Annotated in this window: 19 protein-coding genes; 15 read left to right on the top strand and 4 right to left on the bottom strand. The window is 72.8% G+C overall.

Features of this window, described 5'->3' with window-relative positions; translation table 11 throughout:
* Nucleotides 1-69: 69 nt before the first annotated feature.
* Nucleotides 70-360: a 30S ribosomal protein S6 gene (rpsF, locus tag ACFY0X_RS10965; protein WP_188298654.1), complete on the bottom strand. Its 291-nt coding sequence runs from the start codon at nt 358-360 to the stop codon at nt 70-72.
* A 322-nt stretch (nt 361-682) separates the two neighbouring features.
* On the opposite strand from rpsF, the gene ACFY0X_RS10960 reads away from it, so the two are divergent.
* The 3 genes from ACFY0X_RS10960 to ACFY0X_RS10950 all read left to right on the top strand — a co-directional run bounded on the left by ACFY0X_RS10960 (nt 683) and on the right by ACFY0X_RS10950 (nt 3,412).
* Entirely contained in the window at nt 683-982 is a 300-nt protein-coding gene (locus ACFY0X_RS10960) for a hypothetical protein (RefSeq protein ID WP_387751989.1), read from the top strand.
* 263 nt (nt 983-1,245) lie between these two features.
* Nucleotides 1,246-2,364: a lipid II:glycine glycyltransferase FemX gene (locus ACFY0X_RS10955; protein WP_387751986.1), complete on the top strand. Its 1,119-nt coding sequence runs from the start codon at nt 1,246-1,248 to the stop codon at nt 2,362-2,364.
* 13 nt (nt 2,365-2,377) lie between these two features.
* Nucleotides 2,378-3,412 (top strand): alanine racemase, encoded by a 1,035-nt coding sequence (locus tag ACFY0X_RS10950; protein ID WP_387751983.1) that lies wholly within the window; start codon nt 2,378-2,380, stop codon nt 3,410-3,412.
* Nucleotides 3,413-3,437: 25 nt separating this feature from the next.
* Here ACFY0X_RS10950 and ACFY0X_RS10945 read toward each other — a convergent pair whose 3' ends face one another.
* Together ACFY0X_RS10945 and ACFY0X_RS10940 are read right to left on the bottom strand one after the other, a co-directional pair.
* Nucleotides 3,438-5,015: a glycosyltransferase family 87 protein gene (locus tag ACFY0X_RS10945; RefSeq protein ID WP_387751981.1), complete on the bottom strand. Its 1,578-nt coding sequence runs from the start codon at nt 5,013-5,015 to the stop codon at nt 3,438-3,440.
* Nucleotides 5,016-5,289: 274 nt separating this feature from the next.
* Nucleotides 5,290-7,761 carry a transglycosylase domain-containing protein gene (locus ACFY0X_RS10940; protein WP_387751978.1) on the bottom strand — a complete coding sequence of 824 codons (2,472 nt, stop codon included), beginning with the start codon at nt 7,759-7,761 and terminating at the stop codon, nt 5,290-5,292.
* Between the two features lie 518 nt (nt 7,762-8,279).
* On the opposite strand from ACFY0X_RS10940, the gene ACFY0X_RS10935 reads away from it, so the two are divergent.
* The 5 genes from ACFY0X_RS10935 to ACFY0X_RS10915 all read left to right on the top strand — a co-directional run bounded on the left by ACFY0X_RS10935 (nt 8,280) and on the right by ACFY0X_RS10915 (nt 13,507).
* Entirely contained in the window at nt 8,280-8,981 is a 702-nt protein-coding gene (locus ACFY0X_RS10935) for a PadR family transcriptional regulator (RefSeq protein WP_387751976.1), read from the top strand.
* 126 nt (nt 8,982-9,107) lie between these two features.
* On the top strand, nt 9,108-10,190 hold the full coding sequence (locus ACFY0X_RS10930) for an inositol-3-phosphate synthase (RefSeq protein ID WP_387751973.1): 1,083 nt from the start codon (nt 9,108-9,110) through the stop codon (nt 10,188-10,190).
* 182 nt (nt 10,191-10,372) lie between these two features.
* The gene (locus tag ACFY0X_RS10925) at nt 10,373-11,632 is read left to right on the top strand and encodes an MFS transporter (protein ID WP_387753158.1); all 1,260 of its coding nucleotides are present in this window, start codon (nt 10,373-10,375) and stop codon (nt 11,630-11,632) included.
* A gap of 109 nt (nt 11,633-11,741) precedes the next feature.
* Nucleotides 11,742-12,422, top strand: a complete 681-nt coding sequence (locus tag ACFY0X_RS10920) for a hypothetical protein (protein ID WP_387751970.1) — start codon at nt 11,742-11,744, stop codon at nt 12,420-12,422.
* Between the two features lie 32 nt (nt 12,423-12,454).
* Nucleotides 12,455-13,507, top strand: coding sequence for a hypothetical protein (locus tag ACFY0X_RS10915; protein ID WP_387751967.1), 1,053 nt, complete (start codon nt 12,455-12,457; stop codon nt 13,505-13,507).
* Nucleotides 13,508-13,596: 89 nt separating this feature from the next.
* Here the strand turns inward: ACFY0X_RS10915 and ACFY0X_RS10910 are convergent, their stop codons facing one another.
* On the bottom strand, nt 13,597-15,021 hold the full coding sequence (locus ACFY0X_RS10910) for a CCA tRNA nucleotidyltransferase (protein WP_387753155.1): 1,425 nt from the start codon (nt 15,019-15,021) through the stop codon (nt 13,597-13,599).
* Between the two features lie 356 nt (nt 15,022-15,377).
* Between ACFY0X_RS10910 and ACFY0X_RS10905 the strand changes: the two genes are divergently transcribed.
* The 7 genes from ACFY0X_RS10905 to trxA all read left to right on the top strand — a co-directional run bounded on the left by ACFY0X_RS10905 (nt 15,378) and on the right by trxA (nt 25,994).
* Nucleotides 15,378-17,915, top strand: coding sequence for a DUF6049 family protein (locus ACFY0X_RS10905; RefSeq protein WP_387751964.1), 2,538 nt, complete (start codon nt 15,378-15,380; stop codon nt 17,913-17,915).
* A gap of 58 nt (nt 17,916-17,973) precedes the next feature.
* Nucleotides 17,974-20,448, top strand: coding sequence for a murein biosynthesis integral membrane protein MurJ (gene murJ / locus ACFY0X_RS10900; RefSeq protein ID WP_387751961.1), 2,475 nt, complete (start codon nt 17,974-17,976; stop codon nt 20,446-20,448).
* Nucleotides 20,449-20,751: 303 nt separating this feature from the next.
* On the top strand, nt 20,752-22,698 hold the full coding sequence (locus ACFY0X_RS10895; RefSeq protein ID WP_387751958.1) for a protein kinase family protein: 1,947 nt from the start codon (nt 20,752-20,754) through the stop codon (nt 22,696-22,698).
* A 41-nt stretch (nt 22,699-22,739) separates the two neighbouring features.
* Complete coding sequence (gene sigM / locus ACFY0X_RS10890; RefSeq protein WP_387751955.1) at nt 22,740-23,444, top strand: RNA polymerase sigma factor SigM; 705 nt, start codon at nt 22,740-22,742, stop codon at nt 23,442-23,444.
* Complete coding sequence (locus tag ACFY0X_RS10885) at nt 23,441-24,397, top strand: hypothetical protein (RefSeq protein ID WP_387751952.1); 957 nt, start codon at nt 23,441-23,443, stop codon at nt 24,395-24,397. The genes sigM and ACFY0X_RS10885 overlap by 4 nt, the downstream gene beginning before the upstream one ends.
* A 173-nt stretch (nt 24,398-24,570) precedes the next feature.
* A complete protein-coding gene (gene trxB / locus ACFY0X_RS10880; protein WP_387751949.1) occupies nt 24,571-25,536 on the top strand; it encodes a thioredoxin-disulfide reductase in 966 nt (321 codons plus the stop codon).
* 131 nt (nt 25,537-25,667) lie between these two features.
* Entirely contained in the window at nt 25,668-25,994 is a 327-nt protein-coding gene (gene trxA, locus ACFY0X_RS10875; RefSeq protein ID WP_387751947.1) for a thioredoxin, read from the top strand.
* Nucleotides 25,995-26,146 lie beyond the last annotated feature (152 nt).

Below are 26,146 nucleotides of genomic sequence, written 5' to 3'. Positions count from 1 at the left end.
CCGTTCACCGCTGTTTCACGTGAAACAACGGACGCGAGCTACCCGAGACCCGAAGGCCTCAGAGGTGGCTCAGTGGGTGTCCGGGCGCAGGACCTTGGTCCGCAGAACCGACTCGCTCAGGCCCAGCTGGCGGTCGAGCTCCTTGACGACCTCAGGCGTGGCCTTGAGGTCGATGACCGAGTAGATGCCCTCGGACTGCTTGTTGATCTCGTAAGCCAGACGGCGACGACCCCAGGTGTCGACCTTCTCCACCTTGCCGCCGGCGTTGCGGACGACAGCGAGGAAGCTCTCGATCAGGGGGGAGACAGCGCGCTCCTCGACCGAGGGGTCGAGGATGACCATCAGCTCGTAGTGACGCATGAGTAACCCACCTCCTTTGGACTCAGCGGCCACGGTCTCTCCGTGGCAGGAGGGTTGTGCGTAGCGTCGGCACCGGTGCGGTGACGACTCCGGCCCACCGTAACGGCCGGGTCGGACAGTCGGCCCCCGCTCCGCCCGAAGGCGGGACGTCATCCGGAAGAGGACACAGAGGGGGCACAACTACACCAGTGCAGACGGCACAGCCTACCTGCACCCGGACGGCCGAACAAAACGCATAGGGGTTGTGAGAGCGACCCAAGCACCGCAATCTGGACGGAACGGGATCCCTGCCCGTTCGTCTCCACGCCAGGAGGTGGGACCCATGGCCCAGTCCGTCCACCGCATGCCCGCCCTCACGCTGAACACCGACGGCCACCCGCACCCCCGCGAGAACACCCTGGTGGGCATCACCGCCCTCCTGGGCGTGATCGCCTTCACCACCTCGTTCTTCCACAACCTGCACCTGCTGACCTCGTGGACCGGCCTGTTCGGCATCGTCACGGGCCTGTGGGGCATGTTCGTGTCGGTCACCACCGCCGAGCGCTTCGTCCTGATGGTCACGCTCGGCGCGGCCGCGCTCGGCTTCTACCTCGGCATCGCCCGCGGCGGCCTCTGGGGCTGACCCGCCCCCGGTCGTCCGCACCGTCCCCGACCGCCCCACCACCGCCCGCGCCGACCCCCGACCGGCTCCCGCCGGCCCGCTGGGACCGAGCCCACAGGGGCCGCCCGGAACCCTCGCCGCCCCCGTCGCGTATCTGCAGGAGGAGACAGGTACCCGACGGGGGCGCCGCCGTGCCCGCCGCGACGGGCGCCCGGGCCCCGGACGATAGGGTCAGCCCGAGAACCTGGGGCCACCGCAGCCCGACCGACGAGGAGCACCGAGCAATGAGCCTGCGCCTGAGGACGATCACCCGCGAGGAGCACCTCGCCTTCATCAGGAGCCGCGCCTCGGCCAGCCACATGCAGGTGCCGTCGTGGGGCGACGTGAAGGCCGAGTGGCGGTCGGAGTCGATCGGCTGGTTCGACGACGCCAACCAGCTCGTCGGCGCCGGCCTGGTCCTCTACCGCCAGCTGCCCAAGCTCAAGCGCTACCTCGCCTACCTGCCCGAGGGCCCGGTCATCGACTGGTTCGACCGCGACCTCGACCGCTGGCTCTCCCCGATGCTGGCGCACCTCAAGTCGCAGGGCGCGTTCTCGGTGAAGATGGGCCCGCCGGTGGTCATCCGCCGCTGGAACGCCCCCACCATCAAGGAGGCCATCGCCGCCAAGCAGGCCAAGCGGCTGCGCGACGTCGAGGCCGACTGGTACGAGGCCCGCGCCTTCGAGGTGGCCGACCGGCTGCGCAAGGCCGGCTGGCTCCAGGGCGAGGACGGCGGCGCCGGCTTCGGTGACGTCCAGCCCCGCTACGTCTTCCAGGTTCCGCTGGCCAACCGCTCGCTGGACGACATCCAGAAGGGCTTCAACCAGCTCTGGCGCCGCAACATCAAGAAGGCCGAGAAGAGCGGCGTCGAGGTGATCCAGGGCGGCTACGACGAGCTGCCGATCTTCCACCAGCTCTACCTGGTCACCGCCGAGCGCGACAAGTTCACCCCGCGCCCGCTGGCCTACTTCCAGCGGATGTGGAAGGCCCTCGTCGCCGAGGACCCGAACCGCATGCGGCTCTACATCGCCTACCACGAGGGCGAGCCGCTGGCCGCCACCACGATGCTGGTGGTCGGCGAGCACGTCTGGTACTCCTACGGCGCCTCGGCCAACCACAAGCGCGAGGTCAAGCCGTCCAACGCCATCCAGTGGCGGATGATGCGCGACTCCTACGCCCTCGGCGGCGGGGTGTACGACCTGCGCGGCATCAGTGACACCCTGGACGAGGACGACCACCTGTTCGGGCTGATCCAGTTCAAGGTCGGCACCGGTGGCCAGGCGGCCGAGTACCTCGGCGAGTGGGACTTCCCGCTCAACAAGCTGCTGCACAAGGCCCTCGACCTCTACATGTCCCGCCGCTGAGGAGGCTGACCCGATGACGCTGTCGCTCTACCTCGACACCGAACGCTGGCGCACCCACCAGCGCTCCGTCCTCGCCGAGTTCCCCGGCCTGGTGCCGGTCGCCAAGGGGAACGGCTACGGCCTGGGCAACCACCGGCTGGCCGAGGAGGCGACGCTGCTGGGCACCGGGGTGCTCGCCGTCGGTACCGCGTACGAGGCGGCCGACGCCGCCGAGTGGTACGGCGGCGAGCTGCTGGTGCTCACCCCCTACCGGGTCGGCGAGGAGGTGCTCCCGCTGCCGCACGCCCGGGTGATCCGGACGGTGGCCGGCGTGGACGCGCTGCGCGCGCTGCACGGCACCCGGGTGGTGCTGGAGTGCATGACCACCATGCGCCGGCACGGCGTGAGCGCGGCGGACCTGCGCGCCGCCGCCGCCGAGCTGGAGGGCGTCAGCTTCGAGGGCCTGGCGCTGCACCTGCCGATGGACCGGCCGGACGGCTCCAGCCCGGTCGAGGAGGTCGCGTACTGGGTGGACACCGCCCAGGCCGCCGGCATCCCGGTGCACACCGTGTTCGTCAGCCACCTCGGCGCGGCCGGCATGGACCAGCTGGCCCAGCGCTACCCGCGGACGGTCTTCCGGGCCCGGATCGGCACCCGGCTCTGGCTGGGCGACCACGCCGCGCTGGAGGTCCGGGCCACCGTCCTGGACGTCACCCCGCTGCAGAAGGGCGACCGCTACGGCTACCGCCAGCACCCGGCGCCCTCCGACGGCCACATCCTGGTGGTCGCCGGCGGCACCGCGCACGGCATCGGCCTGGAGGCGCCGAAGTACGTGGCGAGCATGGGGGCGCGGGCCAAGGGCATCGCCCGGGCCGGCCTGGCGACCGTCAACAAGACCAAGTCGCCGTTCCACTGGGCCGGCAAGCAGCTGTGGTTCGCCGAGCCGCCGCACATGCAGGTCTCGCTGCTGTTCCTGGACGGGGAGACCAAGCCCCCGGCGATCGGCGAGGAGCTCGGTCTCCAGGTCCGGCACACCACCACGCACTTCGACCGCGTGGTGGACCGCTGAGCGTTCCGGCGCTCGGCTCGCGGCCCTACGGCTTCTCGGCCGGCTCCGGCAGATCGGGCTCGTCCAGCCACTGCTCGGGGCCGGCCGGCGCGTACGCGGCGTAGCTCTCCTCCTCGCGCAGCCGGCGGGCGGTCCCCAGCACGAACACGTCCGGGGCGTGGTCCAGCACCCCGCCGGAGGGGTCGTCGCTGCCGTCCCAGCGGACCGGGTCGCGGTCCGGGTGGAGGACGTCCCGGACCACCAGGGCGACCAGGTAGAGCGTGCCCAGCAGGTGCAGCCCGATCGCGAAGTGGTACCAGCCCTCGCCGAGCCCCTGCTGCTTGGAGCCGGTGACCAGGCCCAGGTGGGACCAGATGCCCAGGGTGTAGAGCACCTCGCAGGCCTGCCAGACCAGGAAGTCCCGCCAGCGCGGCCGGGCCAGTACCGCGAGCGGCAGCAGCCAGAGCGCGTACTGGGGCGAGTACACCTTGTTGACCAGCACGAACAGCGCGACCACCAGGAAGGCCAGCTGGGCGAGGCGCGGCCGGCGCGGGGCCGAGAGGCCGAGCCACGCCACGGCCAGGCAGCCCAGCACCATCAGCACGCCGATGTAGACGTCGAGGTCGGCCAGCCCGGCGCCGCGGCGCTGCATCAGGATCAGCCAGAACGAGCCGTAGTCCTCGCCGCGGTGCTTGCTGAACACGTAGAAGGTCGACCAGCCCCGCCAGTTGGCCAGCATGATCGGCAGGTTGACCAGCAGCCAGGAGCCGACCGCGCCGCCCAGCATCACCCGGAAGTCGCGCCACCTGCCGGCCCGCCAGCAGAGCACCAGCAGCGGGCCGATCAGCAGGAGCGGATAGAGCTTGGCCGCGGTGGCCAGGCCGATGAACACACCGGCCCAGCCGGGCCGGGCGCCGGACCACCAGGCCATCGCCACGGCGGCCAGGGCGACCGCGAGCAGGTCCCAGTTGACGGTGCCGTTGAGCAGCAGGACGGGGGCGAGCGCGAACAGCAGCGCGTCCCACGGGCGGCGCCGGTGGGTGCGCGAGAGCGCCACCACGGCGACCACCGCGCAGGCCATCAGCATCCCGGCGTTGATCGCCCAGAACCACTGCTCCTGGCTCTGCTGGTCCCCGCCGCCGGGCGTCAGCCAGGCCGCGACCTGCATGAACAGGCCGGTCAGCACCGGGTACTCCAGGTACTGGAGGTCCCCCGAAGAACCCGGGATGCGGTCCACGTACGGGTGCAGCCCGGCCGCGAAGCCGCGTCCGGAGAACAGGTGCGGGACGTCGCTGTAACAGGCGTGGACGTACTGCGGGGAGCCCGGCTGGAACCAGGCCTGCTCGTAGCAGGGCAGCTTCTGCACCATGCCGAGCACCGACACCACGATCACCGCGAGCGCCAGGAAGCGCGCCGGGATCCACCAGGAGACGCCGAGCAGCGCCCGGCGGCCCGGGGGCCCGCCGATCACCTCGCTGCCGGCCGCCGCCACCGGGTCCTCGTCGGCCGGGACGACCACGGTGTTGGCCGGCGGCGCGGCCGTGGCGACGGCTGCCGGGAGGGGCCCTGCGGCGGCGCCGGCCCCGACCGGGCCGGCGGTTTCGTCACGATCGCTCGACGTCATGCCGGACATCCTGCCGCACCGATCCCGCCGGGACGAGGAGGACCCCGCAACGGTCCGTGCCCCCGCACGGCGGCCGGGCTCGCCGATCACGGCGAAACGGCCGCCCGGAGCGGCCGTGACGGGGCCGCGGCGGGCCGGGCGGGAACGGTGGTGGCGTTCCCCGGACCGGAACGGCGGTGGCGGCCCTCCTGGCACGAGAACGGCGGTGGCGGCCCTCCGAGGAGGACCGCCACCGCCGTTCCGGGTTCCGCCGGGCCGGGCCGCGGGCTGCGGGCTACGGCGTGGTCGCCCCGCCCTGCAGACCACCGGTGCTGGTCGGCGACGGCTTGCCGCCACCGCCACCCGGCTTGCCGCCACCGCCGGGCGACGCGCTGTCCGTCGGCCCCGGCGGCTGTGTCGGGCAGCCGAACACCGGCAGGCAGCTGTTGGACGGGCGCGGGTTCTTGGTCGGCGTGCTGGTCGGCTGGTCACCGGGGCAGTCCACGCCGGGCACGCAGGTCTGGGTGGGCTGCGGCTGCACCGGCGCCTGCGGCGCCTGCGTCTGGGTCTGCGCCGGGGCCGTCGGGGTGTCGGTCGCGGTCGGGACCGCCGTCGGGCTGGCCGTGGAGGGCGCGCCGGAGGAGTCCACCTCGGTGCCGACCGGCTGCGGGGTCGGGAAGTCCATCTTCTTCTCGTTGGCCAGCGCGGCCTTCATGTACCGGGTGAAGACGTCGGTGGGGATGTCGCCACCGTGGATGGACTCCTTGCCGCCGGTGCCGTTGAGCGACTGCCGCTCGTGCTTGGCCGGGTCCTCGCGCCACATCGCGACGCTGGTCACCAGCTGCGGGGTGTAGCCGACCCACCAGGCCGACTTGTTCTGGTCGGTGGTACCGGTCTTGCCGGCCACCGGGCGGCCCAGGTCCTTCGTCTTCTTGCCGGTACCGTTCACCGCCACGTTCACCAGCACGTCGGTGACGTTGTCGGCGACGGCCGGCTCCAGCGCGACCTTGGCCTCCTTCTTGCCGAAGCCCGGGCGCTCCACGCCGCTCACCTCGACCTTGGTGACCGAGTAGGGCTCGGCCTCCTTGCCGCTGGCCGCCAGGGTGCCGTAGGCGGTGGCCATCCGGATCGGGCTGATGGTGGAGGTGCCGAGCGGGAAGGTCGCCGTCTTCGGGTCGGCGAGGCTCTCCCTCTTGATGCCCATCTGCACCGCGATGTCGGCCACGTTCTGGCCGCCGACGTCCTGGTTGAGCTGGACGAAGGGCACGTTGTACGAGTACTGCATGGACTGCCGCAGCGAGACGTAGCCGCGCTTGCCGGAGTCCTCGTTCTTCTGCCGGTACGGCTTGCCGTCGTCGCCGATCACCAGCGAGCCGTCCGGCTTGCGGATCTCGGACATGTCGTCGGCCAGGTAGCGGCTGTCGGCGTTGATCCGCTTCGGCTTGCCCTTGTCGTCCTTCGCGGTCTGCACGCCGACCTGCATCGCGGTGGCCAGCACGAAGGGCTTGAAGGTCGAGCCGACCTGGACGCCGGTGGCGTCGGCGTTGTTGTCGAAGTGGCCGTTCTCCACGCCGTCACCGCCGTAGAGGGCGACGATGGCGCCGTCGCCGGGGCGGATGCTGGCGGAGCCGAACTGGATGTTGGTGTCGTTGTCCGGCCGCTTCTGCGGGTTGAGGTTCTCCGCCTTGACGTCGTCGACGGCCTTCTTCAGGGCGTCGACCTTGTCCTTCTCGAAGGTGGTGAAGATCTTCAGGCCGCCCCGGTCGATCATCTGCTGGGTGATCGTCTTGTCGGTGGCCATCACGTACTTGTTGGCGGTGTCGACCAGGTAGCTGATCTCACCGTTCATGTTGGAGCTGGGCTTCTGCGGGACCGGGTCCGGGAAGGCGGTGCACTTGGCGCGCTCGTCCGGGGTGATGGCCTTGGTGTCCACCATCTGGTCCAGGATCCAGTTCCACCGGCCCAGGGCCCGTTCCTTGTTGTTCGGGTTGGTGGGGTCGTAGTACGTCGCGCCCTTGAGCAGGCCGGCCAGCATGGCGCTCTGGCAGACGTTCAGGTCCTTGGCGTCCACCCCGTAGTACGCCTGGGCGGCCGCCTGGGCACCGTTCGCACCGCGGCCGAACCAGCTGGTGTTCAGGTAGCCCGTCAGGATCTCGTCCTTCTCCTTGTCCTGGTTGATCTTCAGCGTGATGAAGAACTCCTTCACCTTGCGGCTGAGGGTCTGCTCCTGGCTCAGGTAGGCGTTCTTCACGTACTGCTGGGTGATCGTCGAGGCGCCCTGTGTCTCACCGCCCTTCGCCATGTTGTAGACGGCGCGGAGCATGCCCTTGGGGTCGATGCCCTTGTCGGTGCGGAAACTCTTGTTCTCCGCGGCGATGACGGCGTTCTGGAGGTTGGGGCTGATGTCCTTGAGCTCGACGATCTGCCGGTTGGTCTGGCCCTTGCGGGTCATCTCCGTGTTGTCGGCCCAGTAGTAGATCGTGTTCTGGTTGTTCACCAGCTGGTTCAGCTCGGGGACCTCGGTGGTCTGGTACAGGTAGAACACCAGGCCCACGAAGGAGCCGAAGACCAGCACGAAGCCGCTCAGCCACTGCCGCCAGGACGGCAGCCAGCGCCGCACGCCGGTCTTGCCGAACCGCGGGTAGTCGATGAAGCGCTTCTTGCCGGGGCCGGCGGCCGCGGCGGAGGCGGAGGCCGTGGCGGCACCGCGCCGACCGCCCCCCTTGCCCTTCTTCTGGGCGGCCTTGCGCATCTCCGCACGGGTCATCCGGGGCTGTTGTGCGGTCTCCCTGACCCCCGGCGGGCGGCGTCGGCCGACACCTTCCGAGCGCAGCTCGTCGGGCCCCGGCCCGTCGCCCCGACGGCCGCCGCCTCCCGGGGGCTGCTGCCCCTCACCGCCCGGGTTGGGCGTCCTTCGCCGTCGCTCGCTCATCTTCCAGCCACTCCTCGCCAGGCGTTTCCAGCCTGAAGGCAGGGTTCACGTCCGATGCCCGCAAACCGCCCTGATCCCGGAGGTGGTCCTCGTGCACACGCGACAGCGTACGCAGCACGGAAACCCAACTAATCGGACATCAGTTGCAACTACCCACAAAACGCCGACAGATCATTACACGCCCGTTGCCAACCCCACCCGCGCGTCGGCTTGTGATCACATTCACGCGTGCCCCCCTTGCCGGTTCCGGGGGTCGGGTTTACTGTTCTCGATATATCGAGCCGATACATCGAAGCGGAATACCGCCGGATGCAGCGGCCGGTCGGACACCGAGCGGGAGGAGGACGACGGCAGTGGGCAGACGCTCAGGAGTGCTGGAGTTCGCCGTCCTCGGACTGCTCCACGACGCCCCGATGCACGGTTACGAGCTGCGCAAGCGGCTGAACATCCTGCTCGGGACGTTCCGGGCGCTCTCCTACGGGACGCTCTACCCGTGTCTGAAGAGCCTGGTCGCCCAGGGCTTCCTGGTCGAGGACAACCCGGACGTCGAGTACGTCCCGGCCACCGCGCTCAACGGCAAGCGGTCCAAGATCGTCTACCGGCTCTCCGCCGAGGGGAAGCAGCGCTTCGAGGAGCTGCTCGCCGACTCCGGCCCGGACGCCTGGGAGGACGAGCACTTCGGCGTGCACTTCGCCTTCTTCGGCCAGACCGACCGGGCCGTGCGGATGCGCGTCCTGGAGGGCCGCCGCAGCCGGCTGGAGGAGCGGCTGGAGCGGATGCGCAACTCACTGGCCCGCGCCCGCGAGCGGTTCGACGACTACACCGTCGAACTGCAGCGGCACGGACTGGAGTCGGTGGAGCGCGAGGTCCGCTGGCTCAACGAGCTGATCGAGACCGAGCGGTCCAACCGCACCGGGCGGACCGGCCCCGACGCCGGCGGCAGCACCGCCGCCGGCCCCCGCAGGACTTCGGACGGCCGTGGCCAGGAGACCGGGTCCCCCGACCCGTCCGGGCAACCGTACGACCGCCCGGGGCGCTCCGACCAGGAGCGCTGACACCGCGCCAGCCCTGTGCCGCGCGGCAGGACTGGGCGCCTCGCGCCCGCACATGCAGTCATCGAAGAAGCAGGACGAGTTCCGCCGACCCCGGCGGTCCTCATGAGATCACAGGGAGCAACCGGAATGGGTTCGGTTCGCGTAGCCATCGTGGGCGTGGGCAACTGCGCCGCGTCGCTGGTGCAGGGTGTCGAGTACTACAAGGACGCCGACCCGGCCGGCAAGGTCCCCGGCCTGATGCACGTCCAGTTCGGTGACTACCACGTCCGTGACGTGGAGTTCGTCGCCGCCTTCGACGTCGACGCCAAGAAGGTCGGCTTCGACCTGGCCGACGCCATCGGCAACAGCGAGAACAACACCATCAAGATCTGCGACGTGCCGCCGACCGGCGTGACCGTCCAGCGCGGCCACACCCTCGACGGCCTGGGCAAGTACTACCTGGAGACCATCGAGGAGTCGGACGACGCCCCGGTCGACGTCGTCCAGGTCCTCAAGGACCAGCAGGTCGACGTCCTGGTCTGCTACCTGCCCGTCGGTTCCGAGGACGCGGCCAAGTTCTACGCCCAGTGCGCCATCGACGCCAAGGTCGCCTTCGTGAACGCCCTGCCGGTGTTCATCGCGGGCACCAAGGAGTGGGCGGACAAGTTCACCGAGGCCGGCGTGCCGATCGTCGGTGACGACATCAAGTCCCAGGTCGGCGCGACCATCACGCACCGCGTGATGGCCAAGCTGTTCGAGGACCGCGGTGTCATCCTCGAGCGCACCATGCAGCTGAACGTCGGCGGCAACATGGACTTCAAGAACATGCTCGAGCGCGAGCGCCTGGAGTCCAAGAAGATCTCCAAGACCCAGGCCGTCACCTCGCAGATCCGCGACCGCGAGCTGGGCTCCAAGAACGTCCACATCGGCCCCTCGGACTACGTGGCCTGGCTGGACGACCGCAAGTGGGCCTACGTCCGCCTCGAGGGCAGGGCCTTCGGCGACGTCCCGCTGAACCTGGAGTACAAGCTGGAGGTCTGGGACTCCCCGAACTCCGCCGGTGTCATCATCGACGCCGTCCGCGCCGCGAAGATCGCCAAGGACCGCGGCATCGGTGGCCCGATCCTGTCGGCCTCCTCGTACTTCATGAAGTCCCCGCCGGTGCAGTACTTCGACGACGAGGCCCGCGAGAACGTCGAGAAGTTCATCCGCGGCGAGGTCGAGCGCTGAGCAGCTGACCGCTCGTAGCGCGTAGGAAGGGCCCACGGTCTGCGGATCGTGGGCCCTTCACGTTCCCGCAGCCAATGTTTCACGTGAAACGGCGGCCGGTTCCGTGGCACCCTGGGCGGGTGGCGATCACCGAGAACGGCAGCACCCACCAGTCCGCGCACCGCGCCACGGTCCTCGACCTGATGAAGGGCCGCGACTTCCGGCGGCTGCTGACCGCCCGGGTGCTCTCCCAGCTCTCGGACGGCGTCTTCCAGGTCTCGCTGGCCGCGTACGTGGTCTTCTCCCCCGAGAAGCAGTCCTCCCCCGCCGACATCGCCTCGGTGCTGGCCGTGATGCTGCTGCCGTTCTCGGTGATCGGCCCGTTCGCCGGTGTGCTGCTGGACCGCTGGCGCCGCCGCCAGGTGCTCTACTTCGGCAACCTGGCCCGGTTCGGGCTGGGCCTGGGCACCGGGGTGCTGCTGCTGGTGGAGGCGCCGACCTGGCTGTTCTTCGCCTCCGCCCTGCTGGTCACCGCGCTCAACCGGTTCATCCTGGCCGGCCTGTCCGCCGCGCTGCCCCGGGTGGTGGAGCAGGACCGGCTGGTCACCGCCAACGCCCTCTCCCCCACCCTCGGGACGGTCGCCGCCGCCTCGGGCGGGGGCATCGGCTTCCTGCTGCACCAGCTGATGGCCCCCGGACCGAGGGCCGACGCCGCCCTGGTCACGGTGGCCGCGCTGCTCTACCTGTCGGCCGCGCTGGCCGCCCGGCGGATGGACCGCGACCTGCTCGGCCCCGAGCAGCACGAGGACCGCCCCGGGCTCGGCCAGGCGCTGGTCCGGGCCGCCCTCGAACTCGGCGCCGCGGTGCGCCACCTGGTCCGGGACTGCCGGCCGGCCGTGCACGCGCTGGCCGCCGTCACCGCGGCCCGGTTCTGCTACGGCGTGCTGATCGTGGTCGTGGTGATGCTCGCCCGGTACACCTTCAACGACCCGGCCGACAGCGCGGCCGGGCTGGTCACCCTCGGCCAGGCGGTCGGGCTGTCCGCCGCCGGGTTCTTCGTCGCCGCGCTGGTCAGCCCCTGGTGCACCCGCCGGCTCGGCCTGGCCGGGTGGATGACGGCCTGCCTGGTCGCCCCGGTGGTGTTCGTCCCGGCGCTGGGCCTGAGCTTCGCCCTGGTGCCCTGCCTGATCGCCGCCCTGCTGCTCGGGGTGGTCACCCAGGGCACCAAGATCTGCGCCGACACGGTGGTGCAGGAGTCGGTCGAGGACGAGTACCGCGGCCGGGTGTTCGCCATCTACGACGTGCTGTTCAACGTCGCCTTCGTGGCCGCCGCCCTGGTCACGGCGCTGGTGCTGCCGCTGTCCGGCCGCTCGGTCGCGGTGGTGCTCGGGGTCGCCGGGGTGTACGCCCTGACGGCGGTCCTCTACCTGGGCGCCGCCCGCCGGAGCCCGCTCCCCCGGTGACCAGGCCGCCCGGGAGACCCCGGGGGCTCGGGGCTCAGGGCGTCCGAGCGACTCGCTAAGGTACTCGAACCTGTCGGAACGACAGAACTCTGCCTCGGGGGACGAACTGATGAGCACACCACCCAATCCGTACGGATCCGCACCGATGGGCCCGCCCGCGGCGCCGCCGTACGGGGCGCCCGTCCCGCCGCCGGCCGCGCCGTACGGCCCGCCGCCGGCCTACGGGCAGCCCGCGCCGCAGGCCCCGCCCGGCTACGGCCCGCCGCCCGGCTACGGCCAGCAGCCGCCTGGCCCGCAGCAGTACGGGCAGCAGCCGTACGGACAGCAGGGCTACGGCCAGCCGGCCCCCGGGCCGTACGGGCAGCAGCCGCCGCCCGGGCCGTACGGCCAGCCGCAGCCGGCCCCGGCGATGCCGCCCGCGCCGGCCGCCAAGAAGCGCGGCCTGCGGTCCAAGCTGCGGATCGTCGGGGTGGTCGGCGGCTGCGTGGCGCTGGCGGTCGGCTACTTCGTGGCCGGGCCGAGCGTCAGCAGCGCCAAGCCCGGCGACTGTGTGCGGGCGAGCGGCTCCCGCGACATCGACATCGTCAAGTGCACTGACAGCAAGGCGAATTACCGGGTGCTCGCGAAGTTCGAGGGCACCACGGACACGACCCGCTGCAAGCAGACGCCGCAGACCACGAGCGTGGTCTCGGGCAAGAGCGGCCGCCGCTGGAACAAGAAGCGGTACGTGCTCTGCCTCGGCCCGCTGGCGCCCACCACCACCGGCGTCCCGCCGGTGAAGAAGTCCTGACCTCTTCCGCCTCTCCTTCCCGGGGGACCTCCTTGTCCGCTCCGCCTCCGCCCCAGATGCCGTACGGCCCTCCCCCGGGCGACGGCAACCCGTACGCCTCCGGCGGCTCCTACGGCGCTCCGCCCCCGCCGCCCCCCGGGTACGGCTACCCGAGCGCCCCGCCGCCCGCACAGCCGTACGCCGCCCAGCCCGCGCCCGCGCAGCCGTACGGCGCCCAGCCCGCGCCCGGCGGCTACGGCTACGGGTACCCGACGCCCCCGCCGGACGGCACCACCTGCCGGTTCTGCGGCGGGTACCCGGCGGTGGACGCCACCGTCCGCGGCCACCAGGGCATGATCGTCATGTACCGGATGCTGCGGATGACCGGCCCGTTCTGCCGCACCTGCGGCACGGCGACGGTGCGCGACATGTCGGCCCGGACGCTGGTCCAGGGCTGGTGGAGCCCGGTGTCCTGGCTGTTGACGCCCATCACGCTGCTGCTGAACCTCGTCCCGCACAACAGGTTCAAGCGGCTGGTGCCGCCCGTCCCGGGCAGCCACGGCCCGCAGCTCGACCCGGGCGTCCCGCTGACCAGCCGGCCGCACATCGCGATGCTGCTGGTGCCGGTCTCGCTGGCGGTCGCCCTCACCCTGGCCGCCACCGGGGTGCTCGGCCCGAAGAAGGGCGACCCGGTCGCCGACCCGAAGCCGGCCCCCACCGTGCTGACCTTCGCGCCCACGCCGCTGCCGATGCCGACCTACACGCCGCCGGTCATCCCCTCGCCGACCATCACGGCGCCGGTGCCGACACTCACGCTCCCGCCGGTCACCACCCCGACCGACTCGGACACCAAGGTGGACTCGGCCGGCCCCGGCGACTGCCTGCGCAACGCGAACGGCACCAGCGAGACCACGGACACCAACCCGAAGATCACCGTGGTGCCCTGCACCGACGCCAAGGCGCAGTACAAGATCGTCTTCAAGTACCTCGCCACCTCCGACGAGAAGTCCTGCGAGAAGCAGCCGAAGTCGGACAGCTGGTACACCAGCAAGCACCCCAACTTCCCGGCCCTGGACTACGTGCTCTGCCTCAAGCAGATCAAGTAGCCCGGGACGGACGAGGGGTGGCCCCGGCGCTCGGCCGGGGCCACCCCTTCGTCGTCCCCGGAGCCCTCCCCAGGGCTCCGGAGCCGGGCTCAGCCCTGCTGCCCGGCCCACCAGGCCCGCAGCGCCGCCACCGCCTCGTCGTGCTCCATCGGCCCGTGCTCCAGCCGGAGTTCGAGCATGTGCTTGTACGCCTTGCCGACCAACGGGCCGGGCCTGAGGCCGAGCAGCTCCATGATCTGGTTGCCGTCCAGCGCCGGGCGGACGGCGTCCAGCTCCTCCTGCGCCCTCAGCTCGCCGATCCGCGCCTCCAGACCGTCGTAGGTGCGGGAGAGCGCGGCCGCCTTCTTCTTGTTGCGGGTGGTGCAGTCCGAGCGGGTCAGCTTGTGCAGCCGCTCCAGCAGCGGCCCGGCGTCGGTGATGTAGCGGCGCACCGCGGAGTCGGTCCACTCGCCGCCGCCGTAGCCGTGGAAGCGCAGGTGCAGCTCGACCAGGCGCGAGACGTCCTCGGTGAGCTCCTTGGAGTACTTGAGCTCGCGCATCCGCTTGCGGGTCATCTTGGCGCCGACCACCTCGTGGTGGTGGAAGGAGACCCGGCCGTCCGGCTCGAAGCGGCGGGTGCGCGGCTTGCCGATGTCGTGCAGCAGCGCGGCCAGCCGCAGGGTGAGGTCCGGGCCGTCCTGCTCCAGGTCGATGGCCTGCTCCAGGACGGTCAGCGAGTGCTCGTAGACGTCCTTGTGCCGGTGGTGCTCGTCCCGCTCCAGCCGCAGCGCGGGCAGCTCGGGCAGCACGTACCCGCCCAGGCCGGTGTCGACCAGCAGCCGCAGGCCCTTCACCGGGTGCTTGGCCAGCAGCAGCTTGTTCAGCTCGGCCTGGATCCGCTCGGCGGAGACGATGGTGATCCGCTCGGCCATCGCGGTCATCGCGGCGACCACCTCGGGCGCCGGGTCGAAGTCCAGCTGGGCGGCGAAGCGGGCGGCCCGCATCATCCGCAGCGGGTCGTCGGAGAAGGACTCCTCGGGGGTGGCGGGGGTGCGCAGCACCCGGGCCTCCAGGTCGTCCAGGCCGTGGTGCGGGTCGACGAAGCCGCGGCCGGGCAGGTCGACGGCCATCGCGTTGACCGTGAAGTCCCGGCGGACCAGGTCCTCCTCGATGGTGTCGCCGTAGCTGACCTCGGGCTTGCGCGAGGTGCGGTCGTACGCCTCGGAGCGGTAGGTGGTGATCTCGATCAGGAAGGAGCCCTCGGGGGTGTCCTTGCGGGCGCCGACCGTGCCGAAGGCGATGCCGACGTCCCAGACCGCGTCCGCCCAGCCCTTGACCAGCTTGAGCACCTGCTGCGGGCGGGCGTCGGTGGTGAAGTCCAGGTCGTTGCCGAGCCGGCCGAGCAGCGCGTCCCGGACGGAGCCGCCGACCAGCGCGAGCCGGTGGCCGGCCGCCTGGAACCGACGGGCGATCTCGTCGGCGACCGGTGACACCCGCAGCAGCTCTTGGAGGCCGAGCGTCTGGGCCTCGCTCAGGCCTGGGACGACCTGGACGGCGGTGCTGGAACGGTCGGTGCGCGCGGTGGGCTCATTGGCAGTGGACACGGCTCACAAGGGTACGTGCCCCGACAGGTCAACCGCCCGCGCGTTCTGGGCGTCTCACCCCACAGCCCGCAACACTGCACCGCGGGCCGCATCGTTACCATGCCGGTGGACGGGTCTCGGGCACCGGACAGGGGATGCGGTGCCGCGTGCCGCCGCCACCCGCGGAACTCCGGCGGCGGCGGTGCCGGACGAACGGTTCCAAGAGGGTCAAGCGAAGAGCGTCGGGCGGACCGCGCCGGACGGACAGCATCAGCAGCGAACGATCGAGAACGGCGAGGGCGAAGCGAGTGAGCGAGCCGGCACGGCACTCGGGCCTGGGGGCGCACCGACAGCCTGGACGGGCCGAGCGCCCCGCCGGGGGGCGCCATCGGGCGCGCCGCGCGGGCCTGCGCCTGGCCGCCGCATGCGCGGCCGCCCTGACCCTCCTCACCGCCGCCCCGGCCGGTGCGCTGCCCGCCGGCGGCAACGTCCGCCCGGCCGCCGACTCCTCCGGCACGGCCGAGTTCCCGGTGGTGATGACCATCGACACACTGAGCCCGCAGGTGGCCACCCCGAACGGCATCGTGACCATCACCGGGCAGGTCACCAACGCCGGCAAGTCGGCCGTCAAGGGCGCCCACGCGGCCGTCCGCAAGCCGTACAAGCCGCTGGACCGGCGCAACGACCTGGCCATCGTGGCCGACCGCGGCACGCCGGACAGCAAGGACGGCGTGGAGCTGGACAGCCCGCAGTACGCCCTGCCCGAGCTGAACCCGGGGCAGAGCCAGCCGTACACCCTGAGCGTCGCGGTCAGCGACCTCGGGCTCTCCGCCGGCGGCGCGTACGAGCTCGCGGTGGACGCCTGGGGCGGGACGGCCGACAACCCGCGCGACCGCGCCCTGGGCATCGCCCGGACCTTCCTGCCGTACAACCCGGCCGCCGAGGCGCAGCCGACGAAGGTCGCCACGGTCTGGCCGCTGGTGCACCCGCCGGTGCTGGCCGCCCAGACCGTCGCCGGCAGCGACAGCGACCAGCCGGTCCCGGTGCTGCGCGACGACAGCCTGGCCACCGAGTTCGCCCCGGGCGGCCGGCTGTACGAGCTGGTCGACACCGGCGCCAAGCTGAACGGCCTGACCTGGGTGGTCGACCCGGACCTGCTGGACGCCGCGCTGGCGATGACCAAGACCTACCGGGTGCAGAAGCCGGGCACCGAGGGGTCGGGCAAGTCCGCCAAGGACGACAACACCATCCAGGTCCAGGGCGGCTCGCCCGCCGCCGTCGCCTGGCTGGACAAGCTGCGGGCCGCCGTCGCCAAGCCGGGCAGCCAGGTGGTCGCGCTGCCGTACGCCGACCCGGACCTCGCCTCGATCGCGCACAACGGCTCCGACCTGGCCGGGATGACCACCGCCCTGAGCAAGGCGGCCACCGCCGGCCGGCTGACCGTCGAGGGCCGGCTCGCCGTGGACACCCGCTCCGACGTCGCCTGGCCGTACCAGGGCCACGTGGACCAGCAGATCGCGGCCCTCGCCCAGCAGTCGGGCAGCGGGCTGGTGCTGGTCAACGGCGGGAGCATGCCGGAGCCGGACTCGCTCAACTACACCCCGACCGCGGTCCGCCCGATCGGCAACGGGCAGAGCGCCGTGGTGGCCGACGAGACCGTCTCCGCGCTGTTCTACCAGGACCTGAGCAGCCCCCAGGCGCAGACCCGGGCCACCCAGCGCTTCCTCGCCGAGACCTTCGCGATCACCCACGAGCAGCCGCAGAACCAGCGCGGGCTGCTGGTGCTGCCGCCGCGGGAGCTGAGCGCCGCCAACGCCAAGGCGCTGGCGAGCGCCCTGCAGACGGCGGACGGCAAGTGGATCTCCTCGGTCAAGCTGGACACGGTGGTGCAGTCCGCGGCCGACCCGAAGGCCAACACCGCCGTCCCGGCGCCCACCGACTACCCGACCCAGTCCCGCGCCTCGGAGCTGCCGGCGGCCGACCTGAGCCGCACCGACGACATCCAGCACGACCTGGACACCCTGATGCGGGTGCTCACCCTGCCGCAGCGGGTGCGCGGCCCGTTCAGCGCCGCGATGGTCCGCTCGCTGTCCACCGAGTGGCGCAGCCGGCCGCCGGCCGGGAGCGCCTACCGCGCCGGTGTCACGGGGTACCTGAAGGAACTGACCAACGCCGTCCAGGTGCCGAAGAAGAACAGGGTCACGCTGGCCGGCAACACCGGTCTGCTCCAGGTCAGCGTGCGCAACGACCTGACCCAGACGGTCACCAACCTGAAGCTGGTGCTCACCTCGGCCCAGCCGAACAGGCTGCGGGTGAGCAAGGAGGAGGAGCTGGTCCTCCCGGCCTCGCAGAGCGTGACCCTCCGCTTCAACGCCGAGGCGCACAACAACGGGCCGGTCGCGATGACCGCCCAGCTGTGGACCACCGGCCCCGACTCCAGGCCGTACGGCGAGCCGCAGAAGTTCCGGGTGGAGGTCACCTCGGTGACCAACGGCGTGCTGTACGTCTTCGCGGGCGCCGGCCTCCTGCTGCTGCTGGCCGCGCTGCGCTTCGTGCGCCAGCGCAAGCGCCGCGGCGGGCAGCCGCACGAGGACGGCGACCAGCCGGTCGGCGACGGCCCGGCGGCGGGCGACGGCGGAGCGGCGGGGAGCGCTCCGCGGCCCGCGGCGGACGGTGCCGAGGGGGGCGCCGCGCAGGAGTCCGCCGCGGATCCCGCCGGGGCCCCGGCACCGGACGGGACCGGCGGGACGGACGACACCGCTGGTGGCGGTCCCGCGCAGACACCGCGCGGCAGCAGCCCGGATGGCCGGGATCGGGCCGCCAGTGATGAGAAGGTTGGTCCTTGACACCGCCGACCCCCAGCACCGCCGGGCCGGTCTCCCCCCACGACAGCGAAGAGGTGACATGACCGGGCGCAGCGAGGAGCGGCCGCCGGGCCGCGGTGAGAGCCGGCCGGGTGCCGAGTCGCCGTCCGGCGACTGGTACGTGGCCGACACCTACGCCCAGGACCCGTACGCGGCGGACGCGTACGGGCACCCGCAGGACGGCCAGGACCCGTACGGTCTGCGGGCCGCTCGGCCCGCCGCGCCCCAGCCGCCGGCCGCCGCGTACGACGTGCCGCCGCAGCTGCCGCCGCAGGGCGGCGGCTACCCCACGCCGGTGCCGCCGGCCCCGTACCAGGCCCCGGAGCGGTTCCCGGAGCAGTTCGCCGCGCCGGTGCCGCCGGTGCAGCCCGGCTGGGACACCCCGGCGCCGGCCGCCTGGCCGCAGGGCCAGGCCCCCGCGCAGGCCGCCGGGGGCCACTGGGGCGGCGTCGAGCAGCCCCGGCCGCAGTGGGAGCCGGGCCCGGCGCACTCCGCCTGGGACACCGAGACCACCGAGTACGTGGGGGTGGACGCGCTGTTCGGCGGCGCTCCGGCGCAGGCCGCGGCCCAGCCGCCGGTCCCGCCGCCCGCCCCGGCCCCCCAGCCGGGCCCGCCGGCCGCCCCTGGGGCCGGCCCCGCGCCGTACCCGGCGGCGGGCGGCTACCCGGGGCAGCCGCAGCACGGCGGCGCTCCGGGCGGGCAGCACCACTTCGTGCCGCCGATCGAGTTCGACCCGCCGCTCTCCGAGGAGGAGGCCACTCTGCAGGTGGCCGCCGTCGCGGTGCCCCCGGCGGTCGAGCCGCTCGCGGACGTCGCCGCCGAGGAGCGGGCGGCCGGGCAGGCGCCCGGGCCGGCCAAGTCGGCCGGCGGCGGCAAGGTCTCCAGCCTGCTGAACTCCAGCGCGATCATGGCGGCCGGCACGCTGGTCTCCCGCGGCACCGGCTTCGTCCGGACCATGGTGATCACCGCGGCCATCGGCGTCGGCGTGATGGGCGACTCGTACAACGCGGCGAACACCCTGCCGACCCTGCTGTACATCCTGATCGGGGGCGGCGCGCTGAACGCCGTCTTCGTGCCCCAGCTGGTGCGCAGCATGAAGAACGACGAGGACGGCGGCACCGCGTACGCCAACCGGCTGCTCACCCTGGTGATGGTCGGGCTCGGCGGCGTGGTCTTCCTGGCCGTGCTCGGCGCACCCGTGCTGGTGCAGCTGATCGCCCACCCGATGATGGCCAACCCGGAGCGCGCCGAGACCACGGTGGCGATGGCGCGCTACTGCCTGCCGACCATCTTCTTCATGGGCATCCACGTGGTGATGGGCCAGATCCTCAACGCCCGCGGCCGCTTCGGCGCGATGATGTGGACCCCGGTCCTGAACAACATCGTGGTGATCTTCACCTTCTCCGCCTACATCTGGGTCTACGGCGGGTTCGGCACCACCCACGTCACCCCGGAGGGCATCTCCCCCGAGGGCGTGCGGCTGCTCGGCCTCGGCACCCTGATCGGGCTGGTCGTCCAGTCGCTGGCGATGATCCCGTACCTGCGGGCCGCCGAGTTCCGCTTCCGGCCCCGCTTCGACTGGCGCGGACACGGCCTGGGCAAGGCCGCCCGGCTGGCCAAGTGGACGTTCTTCTTCGTGCTCGCCAACCAGGCCGGCTACCTGGTGATCACCCAGCTGTCCACCAAGGCGGGCGACGCCGCGTCGGCGTCCGGCCACGGCGGCGTCGGCCTGGCCGCGTTCTCCAACGCGCTGCTGATCTGGCAGCTGCCGCAGGCCGTGATCACCGTCTCGATCATGAGCGCGGTGCTCCCCCGGCTCTCCCGGGCGGCGGCCGACGAGGACGCCGGCGCGGTGCGCGACGACATCTCCCACGGGCTGCGCACCACCGCGGTGGCGGTCGTCCCGGCGGCCTTCCTGTTCCTGTCGCTCGGCCCGGTGGTCGGCCGGTCGATCTACGCGGTCGGCGGCAACGACACCGTCCTGAACGACGCCACCAACATCGGTCTGATGCTCTCCGCGTTCGCGCTGGGCCTGATCCCGTACTCCGCCCAGTACGTGATGCTCCGCGGCTTCTACGCCTACGAGGACACCCGCACGCCGTTCTCCAACACCGTCTGGGTCGCGGCCTGCCAGGCGGGCTTCGCGCTGCTGTGCTGGCTGGTGCTGCCCGCCGAGTGGACGGTGACCGGCATCGCCTTCGGCTACGGCCTGGCCTACGCCATCGGGGTGATGGTCGCGATGCCGAAGCTGAAGAAGCGGATCGGCGGGCTGGACACCAAGCGGATCGGCCGGACGTACAGCCGACTGGCCGCCGCCTGCGTCCCGGCCGCCCTGGTCGGCCTCGGCGCCAGCCTGGGCGTCCAGCAGGTGCTCGGCGGCTGGGCGGGGAACGTCCTCGCCCTGGTCGTGGCCGGCGGCCTCCAGCTGGCGGTCTTCGTGCTGGTCGCGAAGCGCCTGCGGATCGAGGAGCTCAACTCCATGCTGGGCATGGTCCGCGGCCGACTGGGCCGCTGACCGTCCGACCACCGGCCGGACGAGCGGGCGCCCTGACCGGGCGTCAACCGGAGCGCGGCGCTCCTCCGCTCGTCCGGCCGAGTGCTGGAGCACCGGTCGGTTCGGGTCCGCCCGACCGCCGGATGGCGACCCGGTGTCGGATCTGCACCACATCTCTCCACCCGTATGCAACCGAGCGGACGCCTCAGCGGTCGTACCCGGTGGAGAAGAGTGGGCACAATTGTCCTGGAGCACAGGGCCGCCGACCCTACGGCTCCAGCGACTCTCTCAGGCCGGGGCGACACAAGGGGAGGCAGGACCACGGTGGCTGATGGCACCAAGGCGGTCGTCGACACGTCAGCAGCTGACGCGGCGACGGACGAGGCCGCGCTGGCCGCGGCGATCGACGAGCTCGCGGGCTCGGAGGACGCCGCCGGGAGCACCCCCGCGGACGCCCGCGAGGACGCCACCGCCCCCGGGCGCACCGAGGCGGACGAGGAGGAGGACGGCGCCCCGGACACGGGCCAGGGGTCCGCCGGCGGCGAGGAGACCTCGGAGATCACCGCCCCGCTCTCCGTCCAGGAGCTCCGCGCCGAGCTGGCCGCCGGCTCCCCCCGGAAGAAGCCCGCCCCCGAACCCGCCCGCCCCGCGCGCCGCCCCACCGATCCGCAGCCCACGGTCGACCCGCGCGACACCGCCACCCTCCCGCGCACCCTCCCCGCCCCGCAGCGCCGCAGCGGCGACATGATCGGCCACCGGTACCGGCTGGAGGAGTGCATCTCCCAGACCGAGACCTTCAGCAGCTGGCGCGCCGTCGACGAGAAGCTGCGCCGGGCGGTCGGTGTCCACCTGATGGCCTCCGGCCACCAGCGGGCCCGCAAGGTGCTGGCCGCGGCCAAGTCCGCCGCCCTGCTCGGCGACCCGCGCTTCGTCCAGGTGCTGGACGCCGTCCACGAGGGCGAGCTGGTCTACGTCGTGCGGGAGTGGCTGCCGCACTCCTCCGACCTGGCCAGGCTGCTGGCGAACGGCCCGATGGAGCCGCACGAGGCGTACCAGATGGTCCGCCAGGTCGCCGACGCCGTCGCGGCCGCCCACCGGCGCGGCCAGGCCCACCTGCGGCTCACCCCGCGCTGCGTGCTGCGCACCGACAGCGGCCAGTACCGGATCAACGGCATCGCGGTGGACGCCGCCCTGCGCGGGCTGCCCGCCGAGGACGCCGAGGACGCCCAGCGGGCCGACACCCGCGCGATCGGCGCACTGCTGTTCGCCGCGCTCACCCACCGCTGGCCGTACCCGGAGGACCGCTACGACCTCCAGGGCCTGCCCAAGGGCCTCCAGAACGCCGCGCCGGACCAGGTCCGCGCCGGCGTCCACAAGGGCCTGTCCGAACTCGCCGCACGGGCCCTGTTCGACCAGCCGCCGCACCACGCCGAGCCGATCACCACGCCGGAGGAGCTGGTCCGGGTGATCGCCCGGATGCCCCGGATCCGCCAGCCCGAGCCGGAGCTGCCCGCCTTCCCGACCCCGCCCCGGCACAACACCCACGCGCTGCCCACCGCGCCCAACCCGGCCCGGGTGGCCGACACCAGCGTCGCCCCGCTGCCCGCCTCGTCCCGCCCGACCTCCTCCCGGCGCGCCCGGCGGCGGCTGCGCCGGGTGGTCAAGGCCACCGCCTGGACGGTCGCCCTGGGCGCCATCGGCGTCGCCTCCTGGCAGTTCGTCGACAGCCTGCGCCACACCGGGTCGGCCACCGCGTCACCGCTCCCGTCGGTCAGCAGCAGCAGCACGCCCAGCCCGCAGGCCAGCACCCACAACCCGGCGCCGATCACGATCAAGGGCGCCCAGTCGTACAACCCGCTGGGCGAGGGGTCCGACGGGAACGCCGCGAAGGCCGTCGACAACGACCCGAGCACCACCTGGAACACCCAGTGGTACAACGACCAGTTCGGTACCAAGCCGCCCGCCCTCAAGTCGGGCACCGGCCTGATCATCGACCTCGGCTCGTCGCAGACGGTCTCCTCGGTGGCCGTCCAGTTCGTCGGCGAGCACACCGCGGAACTGCGGGTGCCCACCGCGGCCGCCGCCGCCAACCCGTCGCAGGCCCGGCCGGAGGGCTTCACCGTGGTCGGCAAGCAGACCGGGACCAACGTCGAGTACGCCCTCGACGCCCCGGTCACCACGCGCTACCTCTTGATCTGGCTCACCGCCCTGCCGAAGGATAACGTCGGCCACTACGTCGGCCAGGTCGCGGAGGTCAAGGTCTCCGGCTGACCGGCACCGGCGGACCCGGCACGACGGCGAGGGGTCGAGGGGTGACAGGAACGGACGACGACGCGGCGCTGCTCGCCCGGCACGTCGCGGGTGACCCGGAGGCCTTCGGCCTGCTGGTGGACCGCCACCGCGACCGGCTCTGGGCGGTCGCCCTGCGCACCCTGGGCGACCGCGAGGAGGCCGCCGACGCCCTCCAGGACGCCCTGGTCTCCGCCTTCCGCGCCGCCGCCGGCTTCCAGGGCCGCTCCGCGGTCACCACCTGGCTGCACCGGATCGTGGTCAACGCCTGCCTGGACCGCGCCCGGCGCACCGCCACCCGCCGCACCGCCCCGCTCGACGAGGACCCGCAGCGGCTGGACACCCTGGTCGGCACCGCCGAGCCGGCCGACTCCCCGGTGGTCCGGGCCGAGCTGCACCGCGAGGTGACCGCCGCGCTCGCCGAACTGCCCGCCGAGCAGCGGGCCGCGCTGGTGCTGGTCGACATGCAGGGCTACCCGGTGGCCGAGGCGGCCGAGCTGCTGGGCGTCCCGGTGGGCACCGTGAAGAGCCGCTGCGCACGCGGCCGGGCCCGGCTCCTCCCGCTGGTCCGCCACCTGCGCGAGCCGGGTGTTCCACGTGAAACACCACCCGCCCCCGGCGCGGTCCCGCCACGCCGGAACGCCCCGGGGAACCCGAAGCGCCCCGGCCCCGTCACAGGGACGAGCACCGGTCGGACGGTCCTGGAAGGAGACGCGAGCACCCGATGAACGCCCACCCCTCCTTCCCCGACCCCGCCGACGACCACCCCCCGGTCGAGCGCCTGGCCGACCTCGCCGAGGGGCTGGTCGACTCCCCGGAGACCGCCGGGGTACTGCGGCGGCACCTGGACGGCTGCGCCGAGTGCCGGGAGACGGTCGACGCGCTCGCCGAGGTCCAGGCGCTGCTCGGCGACGTCGAGACGCCGCCGATGCCGGCCGACGTCGCCGCCCGACTGGACGCCGCGCTGGCCGAGGCCGCCGAGCGGGCGCAGGAGGCCGCCGCGGCCGACCGACGGCCCGAGGCCCCGGCCCGGCCCGCAGCCGCCGCCACGGCACCCGCCACGCCGCCCTCCGCCGTCCCCTCCCGCCCCGCCGACCGCGTCGGTGCCCGGCCCGCCGGCCGGTCCGGCTCCGCGACCGGTCCCGGCCGCGCCCGCGCCCGCCGACGGGGGTTCGCCCTGCTGCTCGGCACCGCCGCCGCCCTGGCCGCGCTCGGGCTCGGCGGACTGCTGCTGCAGCACCCCGACGACCGGTCCGGCGCCGTGACGGCCAGCGCGGGCGGTGCCCCGACCACCACCTCCGACAGCCACGACGCCCGCGCCCCGCACACCGCCGTCGCCGGCACCGACTACCGCGAGGACGCGCTCGCGGCCCAGGTCCAGCAGTTGCTGGCCCGCTCGGAGAACACCCCCGGGCTGTGGGCCACCGGGCCCGCCACGGCCGAGGGCGCCCTGCCCGCCGACGGCGCCCGGCCGGAGCCCGAGTCCCCCTCCCCGACCGGATCGGACTGCCCGGCCCCCGCCCCCGGCACGCCGCTGGCCACCGACCGGGGCGGCTACCACGGCGCGCCGGTCGACGTCCTGGTCTACCCGCTGCCCGGCCGGCCCGGTCTCGTCGACGTCTACCTGCGCTCCCCCGGCTGCGGTCCGGTCCTCCTCCACCAGGCCGTTCCCAGCCACTGACCGACGGTTCCCATGCGATCCACGCCGACGGCGGCACGCCGCTTCCGGAGTTCGGGCGCCTGGTACTGATCCGCCTGGGAATGCGAGACACTGGTCAGTCGTTGTCCCGAGCGGCGGAGCAGGACCGCCCTCCCCGCAGCAAACGCGGGTCGCGATGCGAACCAGGAGAAGCAGTGAGCGACGTCCGTAACGTGATCATCATCGGTTCCGGCCCCGCCGGCTACACGGCAGCGCTCTACACGGCCCGTGCCTCCCTCAAGCCGCTGGTCTTCGAGGGGGCCGTCACCGCCGGTGGTGCGCTGATGAACACCACCGAGGTCGAGAACTTCCCGGGCTTCCGGGACGGCATCATGGGCCCCGAGCTGATGGACAACATGCGGGCCCAGGCCGAGCGCTTCGGCGCCGAGCTGATCCCCGACGACATCGTCGCGGTCGACCTCACCGGTGACATCAAGACCGTCACCGACTCCGAGGGCAACGTGCACAAGGCGCGCGCCGTGATCGTCACCACCGGCTCCCAGCACCGCAAGCTCGGCCTGCCGAACGAGGACAAGCTCTCCGGCCGCGGCGTCTCCTGGTGCGCCACCTGCGACGGCTTCTTCTTCCGCGACCAGGACATCGCGGTGGTCGGCGGCGGCGACACCGCCCTGGAGGAGGCGACCTTCCTCTCCCGCTTCGCCAAGAGCGTCACGATCATCCACCGCCGGGACACCCTGCGCGCCTCCAAGGCGATGCAGGAGCGCGCCTTCGCCGACCCGAAGATCCGCTTCGAGTGGGACAGCGCGGTCGAGGCCATCCACGGCGACCCGAAGCTGAGCGGCGTCACCCTGCGCGACACCACCACCGGCGAGACCCGCGAGCTGGCCGTCACCGGCCTGTTCATCGCGATCGGCCACGACCCGCGCACCGAGCTCTTCAAGGGCCAGCTGGACCTGGACGCCGAGGGCTACCTCAAGGTCGAGGCCCCCTCGACCCGCACCAACATCCCCGGCGTGTTCGGCGCCGGCGACGTCGTGGACCACACCTACCGCCAGGCCATCACCGCCGCCGGCACCGGCTGCTCCTCCGCCCTGGACGCCGAGCGCTACCTGGCCTCGCTCGACGACCTGGAGGCCAAGGCCGCCGCCGTCGCGGTCTGAGCCCCCTCCCCGCTCCACCCCGCGGGGGTGTTCCACGTGAAACACCCCCGCCCCGGCCGGGCAGAAACAGAACGGGCCCATCCGTTGTTCTCCTGGCAGCAGCCCCCTCCGTCCGATCCCGAGGAGTTCCCGTGGCCGGCGCCACCACCACCGTCACCGACGCGACGTTCGAGAACGACGTCCTGAAGAGCGAGAAGCCCGTACTGGTCGACTTCTGGGCCACCTGGTGCGGCCCGTGCCGCCAGGTCGCCCCGGTCCTGGAGGACATCGCGGCCGAGCACGGCGACAAGATCACCATCGCCAAGCTCGACGTGGACGCCAACCAGCAGACCGCCGCGCAGTACAACGTCATCTCGATCCCGACCCTGATCGTCTACAAGGACGGCGAGCCGGTGAAGTCCATCACCGGTGCCCGTCCGAAGGCCGCGCTGCTGCGCGAGCTGGCCGAGTTCATCTAGGCGCTCCGGACGTCGACCACACGGCGGCGGGGGGGCCCCACCCGGGGGGGGCCCCCCCCCCCGGGGGGTTTCGCGGGTTCCTTATTGGGCGCGCCGGCGGGGACCAGGGGCCCCCGCCCCCGACCCCCGCCAGCGGCCCCCCCCCGACGCCC

Origin of the sequence: Kitasatospora sp. NPDC001547 (assembly GCF_042894165.1) — a bacterium.
GTDB lineage: Bacteria > Actinomycetota > Actinomycetes > Streptomycetales > Streptomycetaceae > Kitasatospora.
This window is presented reverse-complemented; position numbering and strand designations above follow the sequence as displayed.